Below are 17,937 nucleotides of genomic sequence, written 5' to 3'. Positions count from 1 at the left end.
CATCTGGCGCTGGTCGAGCCTTTGTCGGTGGGGTTTCATGCGGTCGCACGCGGGCGGATCACGGCGGAGGATACCGTGGTGGTGCTGGGCTGCGGCATGATCGGGATGGGGGCGATTGCCGGGGCCGTGGCCTGCGGGGCGCGGGTGATTGCGGTGGATATGGGTGCCAAGACCGCGATGGCCACGCGGTATGGTGCGGCGCATGTGATTGACGCCGGGGCCGAGGATGTCGCGGCCCGTGTGGCAGAACTGACCGAAGGCCACGGCGCGGATGTGGTGATCGAGGCGGTTGGGCTGCCGGCCACCTTCACCCAAGCCATTGATCTGGCGTGCTTCTGTGGACGGGTGGTCTATATCGGCTATTCCAAGGCCCCGGTCACCTATGACACCAAGTTCTTCAACCTGAAAGAATTGGACATCATGGGCTCTCGCAACGCGCTGCCGCAGGATTTCCGCGATGTGATCACCTGGATGGAGGGGCTGAAGACCCCGCCGGATGACCTGATCACCAAGGTTTTCCCGTTTGACCGGGCGGACGAGGCCCTGCCCTATTGGGTGGCCCACCGGGCTGAAACCCTCAAGATCGTGATTGAACGCTGATGGCACCCACAACCGACCGCCCCCGCCCCACGCCGCGCATCCTGCAATTTGGCGGCGGAAATTTCCTGCGCGGCTTCATCGACTGGAAGATCGACCGGATGAACGCGGCGGCGGGGCTGGATTGGGGCGTGGTGATCCTGCGCTCGGTCGGCGGTACGGAAGGGTCGGCGCTGATGGCGCAAGACGGGCTGTACACGGTGCTGTCGCGCGGCGTGGATGACAGCGGGGTGGCGGTTTCGCAAGCCCGGGTGGTGGCCTGCGTGCGGCGCGAGGTGTCGTGCCAGACCGAGTGGGATCAGGTGCTGGCGTTGGCGGTGGACCCGCAGATCACCGTCGTCCTCTCGAACACGACCGAGGCGGGGATCGTGCATGATCCTGCGGCGCGGGTGACCGATGCGCCGCCGGCGGCGTTTCCGGCCAAGCTGGCGGTGCTGCTGTACCGGCGCTGGCAGGCTTTGGGGGCCGGGCATGGCTGGCACATCCTGCCGTGCGAGCTGACCGACCTGTCGGGCGATGCCCTGCGGCGGATCGTTCTGCAGCACGCGGCGGACTGGGGGCTGGAGGCGGAGTTCGTGGCTTGGGTGGCAGCCGAGACTGCCTTCTTCAACACCCTTGTGGACCGCATCGTGCCGGGCTTTCCCAAGACCGAGATCGCGGCGGTCGAGGCGAGCCTTGGCTATGCCGACCCCTGTCTGACGGCGACGGAATTGTTCCATTTCCTTGGCGTGGAACAGCGTCCGGGCCAGCCCGCGCCGCGGCTGCCCTTGGCCGATTGGGACGAAGGCACCCTCGTGGTTCCGGACGTGTCGCCCTACAAGCTGCGCAAGGTGGCGATCCTGAACGGGGCGCATACGGCGCTGTGCCCCTTGGCCTTGCTGATGGGCGTGCCCTCGGTGGCGGAGGCGGTGACGCATCCGGTGGGGGCGGCCTTTCTGAACCGGGTGTTGCAGGACGAGGTGATCCCCTTCCTGGACCTGCCCGAGGACGACCTGCAAGGCTTCGCCGCCGCCGTGCTGCGCCGCTTTGCCAACCCTTACATCCGGCATCTGTGGCATGACATCAGCCTGAACGCCTCGGCCAAGATCCGGCAGAGGAACCTGGACCGGATGCGGGCCTTTGCGGCGCGGCACGGGCGGCCTGCCCCGCTGCTGAGCCTGTCGCTGGCGGCGTGGCTGGTGTTCTATCTGGGGGCGTTTGACGGGGCCGCCGCATTGCCGCCCCGCGATGCGCCAGAGGTGCTGGCGCGGCTGGCGGCGTTACGCGGGCTGACGCCCGCAGCGCAGGTCAGCGGCTTTCTGGGCGATGTGGGCCTGTGGGGGGACTCGCTGGCAGGTGGGGCGCTGGAGGCGCAGGTGCTGCGCGATGTCCTGGCCCTGACCGAGGCCCCGCTGACCTGGGAGCGGCTGGCGGCGCTGATCGGCTGAAGCGGACCTGCCTGGGTCAGGTTGGCGGGGCCTTGGGCAAGGCGCCGAACGCGGCGCAGCGGTCAAGGCTGTGACGCGGCGCTGGCTGAGGCAAAGGCCCGAACCTGCCGAAATGGCCATGCCGGGCGGGCTGCGGGGCATGACCGCCCCCTGTCCCGCAGCATCCCGACAGCCGGGTCGTTCCAACAAATCTTCACAAGTTTTCCCAAAGACGCAACATCCCCGATACCCTGCGATTGTAGCGTTTGGTCATGGACTCGCCTCTGACCACAAAAGGATGCCAAGACATGCTTGCCGTCGCACACACCGGGAAAGAGAAGCCGCACAATGTCATCAGCATCGAGCGGCATGCCTGTTTCAAGAAGTCCGGTCCGACGGTTGAGGATCAGGACCCGGTCGATTTCATCTGCCACGAGCTTCTCAAGCCGCTGACCGTCATCAACCATTCGGCCAGATTGCTGAACGAGATGCCGCTGGGCGCCACCGAAAAGGGACTGGTCGAGAAGATCGCCCTGTCGAGCCAGACCGCGATGCAATATTCGCGCGATGTGCAGCGGGCGACGCGGCTGCGCCGGATCATGCTGGACGCGCGCGACTTCGCGCCCGGGGCGATGCTGCACGACCTTGCCATGGCGGCTGGGGATTTCGCCTTCCTGAACGGGGTCGAGCTGCAGGTCGCGGTGGCGGGCCATGTGCCGGACCTGATGCTGGCGCCCGACCAGAAGATCGCGCAGCTGCTGGCGGCCTTCTTGCACAACGCCATCAAGCGGTCGCGCGGCCAGACGGTTCGTCTGTCTGTGGTGGGCACGGCGGGGCGGGGGATGTTCTTTGCGGTGTTCAAGGTGGAAACCCATATGGCCGCGCTGAGCGAGGATGCGATGGAACGCTTTGCCAGCTTTCAGGATGCCCATTCGCATTTCGCCACGCTGTTCTGCGGCCGGGGTCTGGGGCTGGCGTCCTGCAAGGGTCAGGCGGCGCGGATCGGCGCCCGGATCAGCGTGACGACGGGCGCAGAGCATGCCGTGGCCGTCGAACTGGCGATCCCGTGCAAGCTGCCGGTGACCTATGCGGAGCCCTTGCTTCTGGTCTGACCTTCTAGCCGAGACACATCGGCAGATCTCCCACACCTTGCGCCGGCTGAGACAACCTCAGCCGGCTTTTTCTTGGCCGGGCCGGCGCCAAGGGCCCTGCGCTCTGGGCAGAGGGGCGGTTTGGGTGGCGGGGGATTGGGGGAGCCCCCCAATGCCGGACGCCACACCGGGGCGGGTGTGGCGTCAGATTTCGGGACCTTGGCAATCAGAACAGGAAGTCCTGGGCCGACAGGGCAGCGGTGGTGGTATGGTCCAGCACCAGCTCGCCGGTGGTGAAGGTGATGTGCAGATCGCTGCCGATCATGTGCATCAGGGCCTGTACATCGGCAAAGCTCTTGACGTCGTCATGACCGGTCATGCCGGTCAGGTCGATGATGTCACCCTCGGCATGGTGGAAGTCGGTGATATCGTCCTTGCCAAAGCCATCCTGGAAGACGAAATGATCCGCCCCAAGGCCGCCGGTGTGGGTGTCATTGCCCGTGCCGCCGTTCAGCGTGTCATTGCCGTCGCCGCCGTTCAGGACGTCATTGCCGGATTGGCCATAGAGCTGGTCGCTGCCGCCCTGTCCTTTCAGGTTGTCATCCCCGCAGCCGCCTTGCAGCAGGTCCTTGCCGGTGCCGCCGGTCAGCATGTCATTGCCGCCGCCGCCGATCAGCGTGTCGTCGCCGCCAAGGCCGTTGATCGTGTCATTGCCGCCCCGGCCCGTCACAAGGTCATTGCCCGCGCCGACAAAGGTGATTTCGGTCCGCATCAGGTCATAGGCCGACAGGTCGCCCAAGGTGATCATGTGGCCGGTCAGCATCTTGCCGTCGAGGTAGCTGACCACCGGGTGGACGTCGAGGTTGGTGATCCCGGCATCCGCCGCGCCGTTCGCGTCGGCGGAATTCAGACGGGTCGAGGTGATGAAATAGGTGCCGTGGTCGAGGTGGTTCTGCAAGGCCGCATCGCCGACGCCGCTGAGGTCAAGGTTGGTGGCGGCGGCGACGCTGCCGGCCTCGTTGGCGGTCATCAAGACCAGACGGGTGGCGCTGGCGAAGCCGTGCACCTCCATGTTGGCGGCGCCCTGGACTTGCTGGAAGTCGAACAGCGGGCGGGTGCCGACGAGGCTTTCGCTCATCAAGGTCAGGGCCGCACCGGGCACGCGGATGTCGCAGGTCGTGTTGCCCACCATGTTGGTGTAGTTGGCATGGGCGAAGTACAACGGCCAGACATCCGCCGAGGTGGCGCCATGCGTGGCCATTTCATAAAGGATGTCGACCATCATCGCCGCCTGCGGCATGCCGCGGTTGGAGGCGCTGGCGTCGTTGCTGCCCGCGTTGTTGGCATCGACGAAACGGTTCGGGTCCCATTCGGTGAAGTTGCGGTCCAGCGCGCCGAAGCTGAAACCCAGACGATGCTCCAGCGAGGCCATCTGCTTGAAGATGAAGGCGTCGGCGTCGCTGTGGATGCCGGCCAGCCCGTCCTTGGGATAGAAGTGGTCGATCATGCCATTGACCAGATGCGCCAGATTGGCGCCACCTTCGGCCTTGCCCGTCACCTCGTCAGCGATTTGCAGGACTTGCTGATAGGCGGCGCCCTGGCCCGGGATCATGTATTTGGTCCATCCGGCGTGATATTGATTGTCGACCACGCCATCATGGACATAGACGGCGGCGGTCGATGACGGCGACATGTAGCCGGCCGCCCACAGGCTTTGGATGGCGACGCCCGGACGGGCGGCACCGGCCGGCAGGGCCTCGTCGATCGCCTGGTTCACGGTGACCAGCAGGGCGCGGGCGACGCGGCCATATTCGGTCGCCGTCATTTCGCCGCCGCCCCAGAATTCGTTGCCGATCTCGAAGGTGTGGATCTGCGTGCCGCTGGCAACGGCGTCTGCGATGGTGCGTTCCACATAGGCCTTCATGTCGGACAGATACTGCGCATCCACCTGACGCGCGCCATAGGTGCCATCTGCCAAGGCGGCTGCCGCGCTGTGGTCCGCGCCAAAGGCCGAGCGGGTTTGCAGCGTCAGGGTCACATCGGCATGCAGGCTGCCCGCCACGGAAAAGAACTGATGCTGCCCGATGGTCTGGTTGCCGTTCATCGTGGGGGCGTTTTCATGGCGGAAGTCGAAGACCGTCTCGGTGACGGTGCCACCCGGCCAGCGCAGACCGCCCAGGCTCATCTGCTGCACGGCCGCGACCAGGGTCGCCAGTGCCGTAGGGTCGCCGCCGGTGGGCAGCTGGTTGACTAGAAAGTTGGCGCCGAAATGGTCGGCTGTCAGCGTTTCAATCAGGTTGGTTTGCGTTGCCGTGTCGGTGCTATGAACGAGAAATTTGGTCATGATCTCAACTCCCAATCCGTTGGAGCGAGAGAGAAAGTTCATCCAAGCCTTTGAATCACTTCAAAGGTTTCGCTTGCGCGCTGAACTTGGGGGCTGACTTTCCCTCTCGGGTGTTGAGCCTTTGATAGGAGTCAAATTCGCAAGAATGATCGGGAGCGGATGGAAAATGGTCGCAAGTTGTGACCCTTGCCCGGGGCCTGTAAAATGCGGTTCAAATGCTGGGCAGATTTGCAAAATCGCCAAGGCCGCGTTCGATATTTCCCAAAATGATGCGACATCTTGCGATGTCCGGGGCCGGGGTTAGGCGGGCGGAGTGGCGCGGCGGGAGGCCAATCTGCCTGGCCGAAATCGCGGCTTTCGCGCCCCGGCTGCCTTGTTTTTCTGGCGTCGCGGGGCGGGCGACGGGGGGCGGTTCAGGTTCGTGGGGGCCTTTTGGCCACAGCACTGGGGATCCGGCGGCGTGGTTTGGGGTCAGGGACGCCGCAGACAAGCGGTTAAATCTGCCAGACAAGCCTGCACGACATTCCACAAAGGCATCAAATCTGCGCGACAACTTCTTCTTAACTTTTCGTCAAGTCATTTCGTGGCGAGACACTGCCCCGCACCAGCTGCCAAGCAAGGGATCCAGACCTCTCGCCGTTCTTGGGGGACAAAACATGGAAACCGAAGATCGCATTCCCGCGCCAGATGCCAAGAAATCCACGCTGCGCGTCGCCTGGCCGTTCTTCTTTTCAAAGGGCCTTTTTGCGCGAACCTTCAAGCGCAACTGGCCCAAGGCGCATGGGGATGTGACGCGGGGCGACATTGTCTCGATCTTCGGTGCGGATCTTGAAGCGTCCAACGACATCATGATCAAGCACCGTGCCCTGACAACGCCGCCACCGAAGACCGGGCGCTGACAGGGACGCGGGCGAAATCCAGAACCTTCGGCTGAAGGTCGTTCGATTCCGGCGCGCGGGCCACGTCGACAGGCGTCCCGCCCGGACAATCAGGGCCCTGACACGGGAGGCACCCATTTGGTCAGGGCCCCGGAAAAATGACAGCAATTCAATGCCTTGATCCGCGAACCAAGGATCGGGGCGGAAGTCTTGCAAATTTCGTCCAAAATCGTGAAAGATTGTGCAAAATACCTTCCTTGCTGGCCGTGTTAGCACGACGCTGATAGATTTCTGTCAGATCGATCACTCATAGAAGCGCGCCGAACGAGGGCTTTCGTTTTGACATCCGATTTCGTGGCCTTGCCTGACATTCGGCTGATCCGCGCCTTGAAAGGTGTGGCCCTGATCGGCTCGGCCATTGTGATCATCGGCTGGTATTTCAACCTCGGGGCGGTCGTGGCGCCCTATGGGCCTTTCGGCGATGTCCGACTGGACTCGATCCTGTGTCTGTTCGGGCTGGCGCTGGCCCATGTTGTGCCGCGCCGCGGATCGCAGGTGTCGCTTGGTTTGATCGGCGTGGTTGGCATCACCGCGCTGTTCACCCTGCTGGGCTATACCTTGCGGTTTTCCCAACCGTTCGACCTGATTGCCGAGCGGATGGGATTGCTGTCGGTCAGCCGCAGCGCCGGTTTGCACATGCCCTTTGTGACCTCTTTGGCGGTGCTGCTGATCTGCCTTGCGATGATCTTGCAGCGGCTGCCGCAGGCCACGGCCCTGCAAAGTGCCTTCTCGTGTGCCGGGGCGCTGTTGGCGCCGATGGCCATGGGGCAGAACCTGATGTCGCAACTGGTGTTCGGCACTGATCAGGATCTGGCCGGCACGCATGATGCGTCCTTGCAGACCACGGCGCTGATTGCCGTCATCGGTGCCGGGCTGGCGCTGGAGGCGCTGCACAAGCTTAGGCCGGACGGGTATCGGCGGCTGGATCATTACTACGCATGGTCTGTGCTGGCCCTTGCGGCGACGGCCCTGCTGGCTTGGGATGTCGAAGAGCAGAATGACTGGAACGATCGCGCCTTCGAGACCTCGGTGGCGCTGAACTACGTCAGCACGGATGTCCAAAGCAAGATTCTGGCGCTGGGGGCTGGCCAGCAGCGTCTGGCGCGGCGGTGGGCCATCTATGGCGCGCCGACGCAAGCGGAGTGGGACAATGACGCAAGTTCCACGCTGTCGATCTCGCCGGGGATCTTTTCGATCGCCTATGTCGATCCCTACCGGGTGGTGCGCTGGCGGGTTGCGACCAGCGGCGATTTGCAAGAGTTTCTGGGGATGAAGCTGGACGACGACCCGCTGCGCAAACTGGCGTTTGACACCGCGGACCGCACCCGCACCTTGCACATGACGCAGACGATCAAGCTGGCCGACGGCACGCTGACGCGTTTGTTCCTGACGCCCTTGTATGATGTGGCAACCCCGGAAGGGTACCTGCTGGCCTCTGTCCACATGAAGGATCTGGCACAATTCATCCCCGAGAACGTGAAAAAGGACTTCAACGTTGAAATCCACGACGAAGCGGGCACCTCGCTTGATGCGGGCCAGACGAGCTTTGATCTGGGCACCCGGGTGCGCAAGACGACTCATTTTGCGACCTTCGGCCAATACTGGACGGTAACCGTCTGGCCCAATGACGCTTATATTCTGGCGCACCGCTCGCTTTTGCTGCAGCCGACGCTGCTGTTTGGCAGCCTGATCACCTTCCTTGTTGCTGCGGCCCTGTCACAAACCCGGCAAAGCCAGATCGCCCTGCGGCGCGAGGCGCAGGCGACGGCGCAATTGGCCAATACGGTGGCGCATATCAGCGACGGCTTCGTGACGGTCGACCGCAACTGGCGGATGACCTACGCCAACAACGAGGCGGCGCTGTACTTCGGCTTCGCCACGCCGGAGGCGATGATCGGCACTGTCGTGATGAAACCGGATGACCCGACCGAAGTGCCGGAGAAGGTCGTTGCGCTGAACCGGGCCATGGACGGCACGGGCACCGGTCACTTCGTCGAGCGGACGCGCAAAACCGGGCGCTGGCTGGATGTGACGGCCTATCCCACGGGTGACGGGTTTTCGATGTTCCTGCGCGACGTGACCGAGGCCCGTGAGCGCGACCAGCATTTGCGCCTGCTGGAGACGGCAATTGCGCGGCAGAACGACGTGGTGATCATCACCGACGCAGAAGACCGCGAAGGTGCTGACTCCTTGCGCATCGTCTATGTCAATGATGCCTTCACCCGCCTGACAGGTTACAGCCGCGAAGAGGTGATCGGCAAGACGCCCCGGATCCTGCAGGGGCCCAAGACCAATCGCGCCGATCTGGACCGGATCCGCGCGGCGATTGTCGACCTCACTCCGATCCAGATCGAGCTGATCAACTATGCCAAGGACGGTACCGAATACTGGATCGAAATGGACATCGCGCCCATCATCGACAGCACCGGGGTCTGCACCCATTTCGTGACGGTGGAACGCGATCTGACCCATCGCAAGCAGATCGAGGCCGAAGCATTCTATTCGCAGGCGCGGTTCCAGAACATCGTGGATGCCACCAACGACATCATCTGGGAGGCCGATCTGGCGACGTCGAATGTCAGGTACAACGAGAACCTGAACAAGATCCTCGGCTATGATCCGGTTGCTTTCCAATACACCACGCGGGATTGGGAAAGTTGGGTCCATCCCGACGATGTGGCCCGTGTGACCAAGGTGATCGAGGATGCCATCGCCAACCCGGGGGCTACGGTCGAGATGGAGTACAAGATCCGCAAGTCCAATGGCAGCTATGCCGCCATTCTGGACCGGGCCAAGGTGATCCGGGACGCCGATGGCAAGGCGGTCCGCATTCTGGGCGCGATGGCCGACATCTCTGAACGGCGCGCGATGGACGACCGGCTGCGCCAGTCCCAGCAACTGGAGGCCGTGGGTCAGTTGACCGGTGGCGTCGCCCATGACTTCAACAACCTGCTGACCGTCATTCTGGGCAACTCAGAACTGCTGGTCGACCGGCTGGAAGCGCAACCCAAGCTGCAGAAACTGGCGGAGATGACCGTCACGATGGCGCTGCGCGGATCGGAATTGACCAGCCGCCTGCTGGCCTTTGCCCGCCGCCAGCCGCTGGACCCCAAGCGGATTGACGTGAACGCGCTGGTCATCTCGATGGAAGACTGGATGCGCCGGACCCTGCCCGAGACCATCAGCATCAAGATCGCGACCGCCGCCGACGTTTGGACGATCGAAGCGGACCCGAACCAGCTGGAAAACGCCTTGCTGAACCTTGCGGTGAACGCCCGCGACGCCATGCCCCAGGGGGGCCATCTGTACATCGAGACCGGCAACGCCGAGATCACCGAGGACTGCACCAAGACCCTGCCCGAGGCGAAGCCCGGCAGCTATGTCCATCTCTCGATCCGCGACACCGGAACCGGGATGGACGCCGAAACCCTGGGCCGGGCGTTCGAGCCGTTCTTCACCACCAAAGCGATGGGCAAGGGCAGCGGGCTGGGGCTAAGCATGGTCTATGGCTTCGTGCGCCAGTCGGCAGGCTTTGCGATGATCGAGTCCGGCGTGGGCAAGGGCACGACGGTGCATCTGTATTTCCCGCGCGCCGCACGCGACGAAGGGGCCCGCAAGCATCACGCTGATGGCCACAAGATCGTCGGAGGATCCGAACATGTCCTTGTCGTCGAGGATGATGAAAGCGTGCTGGAAAGCGCCATCGTGAAACTGGATGGTCTGGGCTACCGGGTCAGTTCGGCCATGGCCGGGACCGCGGCGCTGGAGATCATCCGGAATGATCCGTCGATCGACCTGTTGTTCACCGATATCGTGATGCCCGGAGACCTGAGCGGCCCGGAACTGGTCAAGCGCGCCTCGGCGATCCGGCCGGATCTGAAGGTGCTGTACACCTCGGGATATACCGACGACACGATCATCCATGATGGCAAGCTGGACCCCGGCCTGACCTTGCTGACAAAGCCGTACCGGTTGAAGGATATGGCCGAAAAGATCCGCAGCGTTCTGGACGCATGAGACGATGGCCCCGCACCGGCTGAGGCGGGATCTTGCCTCAGCCGGTGAAGGAATAGCCCACCCCATGCACGGTGCGGATGAAATGGGCCGAGGGGTTGGACGCCGGCAGCTTGTGGCGCAGGCGGCTGACCAGACCGTCAATCGCCCGGTCATAGCTTTCCCAGTCGCGGCCCTTCATGGCGTTCATCAGCTGATCGCGGTCCAGCACCTGACCGCGACGGCGCAGCAGGGCGGCCAGCAGGTCAAATTCCGCCGTGGTCAGCACGATCTCTGCCCCATCCGCGCCCCAAAGCCTGCGCGCCGAGGTGCTGAGCTTGTACCCTTCGAAATTGTAATCGATCGCCGGGGCGCTTGCCTGTTCCCGGACCGGGGTTTCTGTGGCCACGGCCTGTTCGGCACGCGGCGCAGCACGGCGATGGACGGCGTTGACGCGGGCGGCCAACTCTCTGATCCGGAATGGTTTGGTGACGTAGTCATCGGCGCCGATCTCAAGCCCGACCACCTGATCGGTTTCGCCGCTGCGTCCTGTCAGAAGGATGATCCCCGCCGTGGAGCCGCGCCGCATTTCCTTGACCAGCGAAAAGCCGTTCGCATCGGGCAGACCCACGTCGATCAGATAGATGTCGATCTGGTTTTCCGAATTCAGTTTGCGAAACTCGGCGGCTGTCGATGCGGTCAGAACATCATAGCCTTCATCATTCAATGCCATCTCCAGCAGGGTCAGGATCGCATCTTCATCATCGACGGCTAGAACCTTCGGCTTCATGGTCTTTTCTTTCCTTTGCTCTCGGGCATCACGCCGCGCGAAAGGTCACTCCGACGCCCTCGACAAACTTCCGTTTCGTCAAAGTCAGGCCGCGGCGCAACACTTTCACCTTTCACCATCCAATTCCAACCGTGTCGCACATCTGGCAGGTGTCACTGCCCTCACGTCCGTGTGAATCGCCACGTCAGAAGTTGTTGCGCCTATCTTTTCCTGATTTTTCCGGCAGGGCCAGCCAACTGGCGCGAGGCAATCGCATGCACTGCAACCTCTTTGGTCATCACATGATCTCTAAAGTCCACACACCCTCCTCCTTTTGGCGTCAGGGGTTTTTTTAAGATACCATAGTTACGCTCATAAGGAAAATTTACGATAACCCGCGCGAAATGTCGAGACGCAAACACCCAAGGGTTGTGTAGCTGTCTGTGGCGGGCGCCATCTCTTCGGCGTTTTGTCGGTTTGCCGTGGCAGGGGTCCGGTCGATTGTACGGCGTTGCACATTCGGCGTCCAACAGAGACTGGCTAGACTGAAAATCTTTTTCTTTCAAATGGTTAAAGTCATTCCATCGGCCCGATGGGCCGGCCGTGTCCCATCGCCGCGCAAGGATGTGGTGCCATACCGGGCACAGGATGGCGCGGCGTCAGGGCCAACCGCATGCCTTCGGGCGCGGCGATGCCGTTGCAGCGTCACACCAATTTGACATAATTTCACATCGCCACACATGTTGGATATGATTTTATTACAAGAAAACAATTACTTAATGATCTTTTGGCCTATAGGTAACCCTTAAGATCCGGTCGGTCGACGCAAGAGCCGGTCGATGTCTGTGGCCAGAGCATCCGGGCTTTTTGGCAAAGGATGCCGCAAGGACGCGGGCGGCGGTTGAGCGACCGCCACCCGTGTCGGTCAATTTCAAGGAGGACGCCATGAAACTCAGCGGATTGCTCGCCCTGGTCACGCTGCTGGCGGGATCCACTTTGGCGCATACCTCGGCCCAGCCTTTGGCACCGGCGCTTTACACCTATGACGCGGCCCTGCGGGAAAGATTTGCAGACCCCGACACAGTGCAGTTCCGCAATGTCAAACCCAGTGCCGATGGCCGGTCTGTTTGCGGAGAGGTGAACGGGCGGGGGCGCCACGGCAGCTACCTGGGATTTGAACGCTTTCGCGTCTATGGCGGGAACGGATCCTACATGGTGCTGTTGTCCGATGGCGAGGGCGATGCGGCGGCCTTTACCTGCGATTGACCCGCCTGCCGCGCCGGCGTGCCCGGTGTGACGGGCGCAGCCCCCGCCCTCGCCCCGGACTTTTCCAACGCGTTCAGCAGATGCGCGGCAGTTGTTCGCCGATCAGCATGTCAACGATGCGGCTGCCGCCAAACAGCGTGGTCATCCGCACCTGTCCCGGATGGTCTGCCACGGCCCGGCCGACGATGCAGGCCGCAGCCCCCTCGGGGAGGCTGCGCATCGCGGCCAGCGCGGCCTCGGCCTGATCGGGCGGGGCAAACAGCACCAGCGTCCCCTCGTTGGCCAGATACAGCGGGTCAAGGCCCAGGATTTCGCACATCCCCCGCACCTCATCGCGCAGGGGCAGGTCGGCTTCCGACAGCACGATCCCCACGCCAGAGGCCGCCGCCATCTCGTTCAGGGCCGCCGCGATGCCACCCCGCGTCGCATCCCGTGCCGCGCGGACGCCGGGGCTTGCGGCCAGAACCGCCTCGATCAGATGACCCAACCCGGCGCAATCCGATTGCAGATCGGTGGACAGCGCCAGATCACCCCGCGCCGCAAGGATCGCCGCACCGTGATCGCCCAGCCTGCCATTGACGATCGCCACATCACCGGGCCGGATCCGGTCCGCCGCCATCTGCCGCCCCGGCGGGATCACCCCGATCCCCGCCGTGGTGACGAAGACCTTGTCGGCAGAGCCACGCCCGACGACCTTGGTGTCGCCTGTCACAATCGCCACGCCTGCCTTGTCCGCCTCTGCCACCATCGAGGCCACGATCCGGCGCAACAGCGCAATTTCGCACCCCTCTTCGATGATGAAGGCCGCCGAAAGCCACAGGGGCCGCGCCCCACCGACGGCGAGATCGTTGACAGTGCCGCAGACGGCGATCTTGCCGATGTCACCGCCCGGAAACTCCACCGGGGTGACCACGAAGCCGTCGGTGGTGAAGGCCAGTTGGGCGCCGGGTTCACGCAAAGCCTGATCCATCAGCCGGGCCTGATCATCCGTCCCCGGCGGTTGAAAGGCCGAGGTGAAGACCTCTTCGATCAGGTCGCGCATGGCGCGCCCGCCGCCACCATGGGCCAGCGTGACATGAGTGTCCCTTAACGCCATCCGTCCCCCTCAGATCTTCCACGAAGATGTTGCCCGCGCATTTTTGCAGGACATTCGTTACTCTGCCGCAGCGCGTGCGCCACCGTATTGCCAATAGGCCGCGCAAGCCCCTTCCGAAGAGACCATCAGCGCGCCCAGCGGCATTTCGGGCGTGCATCCTGTGCCGAACTGCGGGCAGGCGGTCGGCTTGATCCGCCCCGTCATCACCGCGCCACAGGCACAGCCTTCGACCTCTGGCACGTCGCGCGGCTTGGCCCCTGCCCCGTAGCCGATGCCGAATTTCTCTTCGGCGTCAAAGGCCTGGTATTTCGGGCGCAGGCGCAGGCCGCTGGCGTCAATCTCGCCCAAGCCGCGCCATTCGAAACTCGGGCGGCGTTCGTAGACCTCGGCGATGGCGGCCAGAGACACCGGATTGCCATGCTCTGGCACGACACGGGAATATTGGTTTTCCACCTTGGCGCGGCCCTCGGCAATCTGGGTCAGCACCATCAGCACCGATTGCAGCAGGTCGGTCGGCTCGAACCCGGCCACGGCGATCGGCTTGCCATAGTCGCGGGCGATGAAATCATAGGGGTGGATGCCGATCACCATCGACACATGCCCCGGTCCGATGAAGCCATCCAGCCGCATGTGCGGGTCATCCAGCAGCACCTTGATCGGTTCCGGCACCGTGATGTGGTTGCAGAAGATCGAGAAGTTCGTCAGCCCCTCGCGCGCGGCCTGCTGCACGCACAGTGCGGTGGAGGGGGTTGTCGTTTCAAACCCCAGACCAAAGAACACCACCTCGCGCCCGGGGTTGCGCCGCGCCAGTTCCAGCGCGTCCAGCGGCGAATAGACCATCCGCACATCCGCCCCGACCGCTTTGGCCTGCATCAAGGACTTGCGATGCCCCGGCACCCGCATGGCGTCGCCGAAGGTGCAGAAGATCACCTCTGGCCGTTCGGCCAGATCGACCGCCTCATCCACCCGCGCCATCGGCAGGACGCAGACCGGGCAGCCGGGACCGTGAATGAATTCCACCCCTTCATGGATCAGCTTGTCGAGGCCGTAGCGGAAGATCGAATGGGTGTGACCGCCGCAAATCTCCATGATGAACAAGGGCTTGGCCTTTGAAGCCCCGATCCTGTCCGCCTGCGTGGCAATGGCCGACAGCAGGCCCTTGGCCAGCGTGGGGTCGCGAAACTCTGAGGCGAATTTCATCGGGCCGCCTGCAGGGCGCGGTCACTTGCCATCATTGCGTCCAGCGCCTCCTGCGCCTCGCCCAGATCGCGCAGGGCCTCCAGCGTCTTGGCGGCCTCTTCGGCGTCAATCACGCTCATCGCAAAGCCGACATGGATCAGCACCCATTGCCCGACCAGTTCGGCCAAGGGGCCAGAGGCAACGCAGGCCACGTTCACCTCGCGCCGCACACCCGAGACATCGGCCATCGCCATCAGGCGCGCCTCATCGGTGATCGCAATAATCTGGCCGGGGATACCAAGGCACATTCAGTCGCTCTCCTCTTCAGGTGCCGGGGTCAGGTTGGGATGCAGCCGGCCGCAGCGGTCCAGCTTGGCCCAAGGGCCAACCCAAGATAGACCCAACTTTGCCGCCACCCGGCTTTTGTGCCATCGCTGCCGCGTCAAAATCCTGCGCGATCTGCAAAGTCCCAACATCCCGTCGCGCAGCGCGCGCCGCCGCGGATCCGCCGGGTTGTCGGAGATGACGGTCAGGTCGCGCATCACCAGCGCAATCTGCGCGTTGTCGCCGGCGAGGCCGAGCACCATCACAGCTTTAAGGCTGGCCAGCAGAAGGGGGTCGGACTGCCGGGACTTGGTCAGGCGCTGATGGGTCCCCGCGTCAGGGATCGCCCCCCGGATCGACTGCGCGTCGGTATCGGGGGTCATTGTGATGCGGATCCCATCGGGCCAGCCTTCGCGCCATGTCAGGAGGCCGTCATGGCCCGCGCGATGCCGCACCCGCTGGTCGCACAACGCACGCGCCTGATGCCGATCCACTTCGGACAGGGGCGCAGGGGCATCTGCCCGCCACTGCCTACCGAACCCGCGCCGGGGCGCCATCATCATGGCTGACGTGGCGCGCGGCGTGTCATGGACCCCAGGCGCAGTGGCGTGGATCAGCGCGGCCATGGGTCAGGCCTTCGCCGCACGTCGGGCACGCAGCCAGTCGATCCACGACCCCATCCCCTCACCGGTGCGCGCCGAAATCCGCAGGATGTCGATGGTTGGGTTGATCCGGCGCAGGTTGGCTTCGTAGGCGTCAAGGTCGGCGTCGCAGTAGACCGCCAGATCGACCTTGTTCAGGATCGCCAGCTTGGCTGCCGTGAACATGTCGGGATATTTCAGCGGCTTGTCCTCGCCCTCTGTCACCGACAGGATCGCCACCTTGGCATCCTCACCCAGATCAAAGGCTGCGGGGCAGACCAGGTTGCCGACATTTTCGATAAAAAGGTAGGCGTGCGGCGGCAGGCGCAGGTCTTCGATCGCGTGGCCGACCATCTGCGCATCCAGATGACAGCCCTTGCCGGTGTTGACCTGCACCGCCTTGGCACCCGTGGCCCGGATGCGGTCAGCATCGACCGAGGTCTGCTGATCGCCCTCGATCACTGCCAGCGGAGCGTCGCGCAGCAACTCGATCGTCTTGCACAGCAGCGTCGTCTTGCCCGACCCGGGCGAGGACACCAGATTGAGCGTCAGTACGCCCAAAGCCGTCAGCGCCCTGCGGTTGGAGGTCGCGTAACTGTCATTCTTGGCGAGGATCGAGGTTTCCACCTCGATCAGCCGTGCCTGCGACAGGCCGGGAACCGAGACCCCCGCCGCCCCCAGCCCGTAGTGGTGGCCGTGGTCATGGGCGTGGTCATGGGCGTGCGTCACCGGCGCCTTGGCCAGCACATGGCCGAAGGGCAGAAGCTGGTCTTTGGTCTTGCCGTCAAACTTCACCGTCTCGCCACAGCCGCACACACCGCACATCAAATCACCTCCATATTCTTGATTCGCATTTCGTCACCGCCCTGCGGCATCAGCCTTGCCGAACCACACCGGGGGCAATCCGAGAATCGCTCTTCAATCTCAACCTCTTGGCCGCAACCATAGCACAGGGCAAAGGCGGGCAGGTCGATCATCTCCAGCCGCGCGCCCTCGGCGGGGCCGCCTTTCATCACGGTATCAAAGGCGAACTCCAGCGCGGCCCTTTCCACGCCTGCGAATTTGCCAATTTCCAGCCGCAGCACGGTGATGCGGCTGAAGCAGTGGATGCGGGCCTGATCTTCGATGATGCCGCGCATTCCCTCGCACAGCGAGATTTCATGCATGCGGCACCTGCGGGATTTGCAACGGCGTGCAGGGCGACCGGGGATCCGCCGGACGGGGCGCTTTTGTCACGGGCAAACGGTTCAACGACTGCGGCAAGACGCCTCCTTCGGCGCAAAGATGGTCCGTCGACAGGCGGCGGTTCAGGCGTGGGACAAGCCCCGCCACCAATCCCGCCAACGGGGCGCAAGCGCCGCGTGCGGCTGAAACGATCGCGGTGCCGTCGTCCTTTTCAACTTCTGACACACCGTCCGGCAAGGCCGCAATGTCCTGGATCAAATCTGCCACCGGTCACAACGGCCGCGCCGATGGCTTGCCTCGATACGTCGCATCGCAGAGGTGGCAGCATGAAGGGCCGCGACGGACTCGTCCTGCGCGGTGATCCGCAACGCCGTCAAGACCGTCATCAGAAGTAGCGAGGCCAAAGGCCCGCGCAGCCCCAAAGCGGCTGCGATGGCCAAGACCAACCAAGCCACGCCTTCCCTTGACGCCAGGTTCACGCCCCAGCGCATATGGCCTTCAAAGGGCAGCCGGATCGACGTCACTCCCCAAGCCCGCCGTCGCAAGCGTGACCCGCTGGGTGTGGCGTCCAAGACCTGCACCCCTCCCCCCTGCTTCACATCTGCTTTCCACGCATGGGCGGACCGAGACGCCGGGATGCACCACAGCCAACCCGCCCAGCCGGCCCGCCACCATGCCGATATGATCGGCATTGGCCTGAATGCGAAACGGCTTGATCGCGGTTAGGGAAAGCCGGGCTTCCGGATCAGGTCCGGCTGGCGGTCGATGGTCAGCATGGGGGTGTTGACCCCGGTCATGACCTTGCCAATCAGCCGGGCACCGGGCTGTGCGGCCTGTTACGGATGCGCTTGAGGGCGGGGGCCCGCTTGCGCTGCTTGGCCTTGGGTGTGTTGCCGATGTGGGGATACCTGGCGGGACCGGTCAGGGGCGAAGCGCCCTCGACCGCGAAAGGGGCCTTGGCCGTCCACGTCGCCCAGTCCCGAAAAGCCGCTTGCGCAAGGACACCGGCGGCGACCCTCAGCGCGTCGTCATTCGGATTGCCCCGGGGCAACACGCCATGCAGGGTCAGGGGATGGGCGAACCGGATGATGTTTTCCGACAACGGATG

General features: G+C 63.7%; 16 protein-coding genes. 6 read left to right on the top strand and 10 right to left on the bottom strand.

The window, feature by feature from the left end; all coding sequences use genetic code 11:
* The 3 genes from AC1Y2B_RS13670 to AC1Y2B_RS13660 form a co-directional block, all read left to right on the top strand.
* Positions 1-600, top strand: a 600-nt coding sequence (locus AC1Y2B_RS13670) for a zinc-binding dehydrogenase (protein ID WP_482253655.1), incomplete at its 5' end; no start/stop codon positions are given.
* Positions 600-2,024: a tagaturonate reductase gene (locus AC1Y2B_RS13665; protein ID WP_482253654.1), complete on the top strand. Its 1,425-nt coding sequence runs from the start codon at positions 600-602 to the stop codon at positions 2,022-2,024. The genes AC1Y2B_RS13670 and AC1Y2B_RS13665, both read left to right, overlap by 1 nt.
* A gap of 287 nt (positions 2,025-2,311) precedes the next feature.
* Positions 2,312-3,115 (top strand): histidine kinase, encoded by an 804-nt coding sequence (locus AC1Y2B_RS13660; protein WP_482253653.1) that lies wholly within the window; start codon positions 2,312-2,314, stop codon positions 3,113-3,115.
* A gap of 205 nt (positions 3,116-3,320) precedes the next feature.
* On the opposite strand, the gene AC1Y2B_RS13655 is transcribed toward AC1Y2B_RS13660, so the two are convergent.
* On the bottom strand, positions 3,321-5,438 hold the full coding sequence (locus AC1Y2B_RS13655; protein ID WP_482253652.1) for a calcium-binding protein: 2,118 nt from the start codon (positions 5,436-5,438) through the stop codon (positions 3,321-3,323).
* Positions 5,439-6,094: 656 nt separating this feature from the next.
* Here AC1Y2B_RS13655 and AC1Y2B_RS13650 point away from each other — a divergent pair.
* Both AC1Y2B_RS13650 and AC1Y2B_RS13645 read left to right on the top strand, forming a co-directional pair.
* Complete coding sequence (locus AC1Y2B_RS13650; protein WP_482253651.1) at positions 6,095-6,337, top strand: hypothetical protein; 243 nt, start codon at positions 6,095-6,097, stop codon at positions 6,335-6,337.
* Between the two features lie 318 nt (positions 6,338-6,655).
* Positions 6,656-10,393 carry a PAS domain S-box protein gene (locus tag AC1Y2B_RS13645; protein WP_482253650.1) on the top strand — a complete coding sequence of 1,246 codons (3,738 nt, stop codon included), beginning with the start codon at positions 6,656-6,658 and terminating at the stop codon, positions 10,391-10,393.
* Between the two features lie 37 nt (positions 10,394-10,430).
* Here AC1Y2B_RS13645 and AC1Y2B_RS13640 read toward each other — a convergent pair whose 3' ends face one another.
* A complete protein-coding gene (locus tag AC1Y2B_RS13640; protein WP_482253649.1) occupies positions 10,431-11,159 on the bottom strand; it encodes a response regulator transcription factor in 729 nt (242 codons plus the stop codon).
* A gap of 924 nt (positions 11,160-12,083) precedes the next feature.
* Between AC1Y2B_RS13640 and AC1Y2B_RS13635 the strand changes: the two genes are divergently transcribed.
* Entirely contained in the window at positions 12,084-12,404 is a 321-nt protein-coding gene (locus AC1Y2B_RS13635; protein WP_482253648.1) for a hypothetical protein, read from the top strand.
* A 73-nt stretch (positions 12,405-12,477) separates the two neighbouring features.
* On the opposite strand, the gene hypE is transcribed toward AC1Y2B_RS13635, so the two are convergent.
* The 8 genes from hypE to AC1Y2B_RS13595 form a co-directional block, all read right to left on the bottom strand.
* Positions 12,478-13,500, bottom strand: a complete 1,023-nt coding sequence (gene hypE / locus AC1Y2B_RS13630; RefSeq protein ID WP_482253647.1) for a hydrogenase expression/formation protein HypE — start codon at positions 13,498-13,500, stop codon at positions 12,478-12,480.
* 57 nt (positions 13,501-13,557) lie between these two features.
* Entirely contained in the window at positions 13,558-14,700 is a 1,143-nt protein-coding gene (gene hypD / locus AC1Y2B_RS13625; protein WP_482253646.1) for a hydrogenase formation protein HypD, read from the bottom strand.
* Positions 14,697-14,987 carry a HypC/HybG/HupF family hydrogenase formation chaperone gene (hypC, locus tag AC1Y2B_RS13620; protein ID WP_482253645.1) on the bottom strand — a complete coding sequence of 97 codons (291 nt, stop codon included), beginning with the start codon at positions 14,985-14,987 and terminating at the stop codon, positions 14,697-14,699. Before hypC ends, hypD begins: the two co-directional genes overlap by 4 nt.
* Positions 14,988-15,629 carry a response regulator gene (locus tag AC1Y2B_RS13615; protein ID WP_482253644.1) on the bottom strand — a complete coding sequence of 214 codons (642 nt, stop codon included), beginning with the start codon at positions 15,627-15,629 and terminating at the stop codon, positions 14,988-14,990.
* Positions 15,630-15,632: 3 nt separating this feature from the next.
* Positions 15,633-16,469, bottom strand: coding sequence for a hydrogenase nickel incorporation protein HypB (hypB, locus tag AC1Y2B_RS13610; RefSeq protein ID WP_482253643.1), 837 nt, complete (start codon positions 16,467-16,469; stop codon positions 15,633-15,635).
* Positions 16,469-16,810 (bottom strand): hydrogenase maturation nickel metallochaperone HypA, encoded by a 342-nt coding sequence (gene hypA, locus AC1Y2B_RS13605; protein WP_482253642.1) that lies wholly within the window; start codon positions 16,808-16,810, stop codon positions 16,469-16,471. The genes hypB and hypA overlap by 1 nt, the downstream gene beginning before the upstream one ends.
* Before the next feature lie 273 nt (positions 16,811-17,083).
* Positions 17,084-17,284 carry a hypothetical protein gene (locus tag AC1Y2B_RS13600; protein ID WP_482253641.1) on the bottom strand — a complete coding sequence of 67 codons (201 nt, stop codon included), beginning with the start codon at positions 17,282-17,284 and terminating at the stop codon, positions 17,084-17,086.
* 353 nt (positions 17,285-17,637) lie between these two features.
* Entirely contained in the window at positions 17,638-17,931 is a 294-nt protein-coding gene (locus tag AC1Y2B_RS13595; RefSeq protein WP_482253640.1) for a hypothetical protein, read from the bottom strand.
* Positions 17,932-17,937: the final 6 nt, after the last annotated feature.

This window comes from Stagnihabitans sp. (assembly GCF_964946895.1).
Note: the sequence above shows the minus strand (reverse complement) of the source record. Positions and strands in the feature narration are given on the sequence as shown.